Genomic DNA, 1,942 nt, shown 5'->3' with positions numbered 1-1,942 from the left:
TCGGCCCATTTTCAGCACATATGTGAGTATTATTATCAGCCATGGAGGATATGGAAAAAATCCAAACCCCAAGCCAAGCACTTACAATAACAGCGCTTATTACATTAACAAATCTTTTTGGCATATCTTTCCTTAAAGCAGAACGGCAATATTCAGCGGTGGCGCAGCCATCCGCTGGAATAAATTGTTCGCTGGTTTTATTTATGCTGTGATTCCAATGATAATCAATGGGACTGCCGGGACACCTCGCCCCTGTCGGACGATATTGTATAGCTCGCCTTCGTAATAGTCGACACCGGAACTCATTTGCGCTTGGAGGGATTTCATTGGTAGAATTTCGACGCCGACATCAATACGGTCGCCAACGTAAAAGGCAAGATGCTTTACAAAGAGGTCGTAGGCTACAAAAGAGTATTTGCCAAATTGAACTTCGACTGCAACACGATCTTTCACGAAATCCGTTTGATTGTAACTGAAAATTGGTATTTCACCGGCCGTCTCAATTTCTTTCTTTTGTTCCTTGGCAGGTATTGTGAGAGTTTTCCGAATCAATTTTTCGTTCTTGGTTACCCAGTAACTGACTCTACTTTCCGCCCATTTATTAGCGTGAAGTAACTTCGAAAAGGCTGAATTCATACCGATCGGGCTATAAAGCAGTTTCCCTTTCATTGTTTTTTCTTTGGATACCTTGGTCTTGCAATTTTCTGCATCTACCGAAAGAACGACATTCCTTATTTCCTTCCATAATTTTGGTTTGTGAACTATCAAGAATTCCAAACCATTCAGATGCGAGTATGTTTCAGCGATCTTCATTTTGTGGAGTACCTCGCGCGTTTTTCAAGCAGTCTTAATTGAGCGTCCTCTGTTTTTTTTGTCCAAGGAGCAATTCTTAAGCTGTTTCCCGCTTCCTCCGGATCATAAATAGGTTTATCCATTGGGCGCGTTCGTAACGTTCCTGCAATCTCCTGCCCAATCCTATCTCTTGCGAGATTAATATACTTTGTGACCGTCTCTGCTCCTGCACCCCTGCGCTTATGACGAATAGCGGCAATGATCGATGTACCGGTACCTAAAAATGGATCAAAAACCCTATCACCCTCGTTAGTCATCGACAGAACGAGCCTTTCAATGAGTTCAACCGGAAATTGACATGGATGCCCCGTCTTTTCTACATGATTGCTCTTGACGTTGGGAATAACCCATAAATCTCCCGGATTCTTACCAAGAGGGTTGCATGAATATTTCCCGGCGTTTGGACCTTTGAAATATTTCTTGCCGGGATACTTTTGCGGTACTCTAATAGGGTCAAGATTGAATATGTATTCATCAGATTTTGTAAACCAAATTATTGTTTCGTATCGTCCAGAAAACCGACGACTACAATGCAGGCCGTGCTCAAAGTGCCAGATAATACGATTTCTCATACTGAGCCCCAGACCCGTGAAAATGGGATAAAGCATCGTGTCGAGAGGAATAATTGCACCATTGTCAACATAATTTCCGACCTGCCAACAAATGCTGCCGTCTGGAGAAAGACACCTTACACATTCTCGGATAACCGCCGCCTGCTGATCGATGTAACGTTCAAGCTTAAGTCGTTTCTCATATTCCTTTCCGATATTATAAGGGGGCGATGTAACAACAAGTTTTAGAGACTCATCAGGGATGGTTTTCAGTAATTCGAGGCAATCACCTGAATAAAGGACAATGTCTTCTTTTAGGGAAAAAGCATCCGCTATTTTTCGTTTATCGAACATGGTTTGATGATAACAAGATGACGTTCGAGAGTCAATGGATTCATTTTTTATAGTGGACCCCATGTCAAGACTGATTTTCATAAAAATTAAGCTACCAAAGGTCTCTGATATTTTCTCCGGGTTTAAGTTCTTTTTTCTTACAAAGTCCTTTTCAAAAGGTCCGCTATTGCCGGATAAATGAAAAA

The 1,942-nt window shown here is 41.9% G+C and carries 2 protein-coding genes; both read right to left on the bottom strand.

Translation table 11 applies throughout. The features are described 5' to 3' along the window. Window positions 1-201: 201 nt before the first annotated feature. On the bottom strand, window positions 202-813 hold the full coding sequence (locus VXK47_RS10295; protein ID WP_435548699.1) for a BglII/BstYI family type II restriction endonuclease: 612 nt from the start codon (window positions 811-813) through the stop codon (window positions 202-204). Then, a partial coding sequence (locus tag VXK47_RS10290) for a DNA-methyltransferase (RefSeq protein ID WP_435548698.1) occupies window positions 810-1,942 on the bottom strand: 1,133 nt, incomplete at its 5' end. The genes VXK47_RS10295 and VXK47_RS10290, both read right to left, overlap by 4 nt.

Source organism: Desulfobacterium sp. N47, assembly GCF_051233685.1.
GTDB lineage: Bacteria > Desulfobacterota > Desulfobacteria > Desulfobacterales > RPRI01 > RPRI01.
Note: the sequence above shows the minus strand (reverse complement) of the source record. Positions and strands in the feature narration are given on the sequence as shown.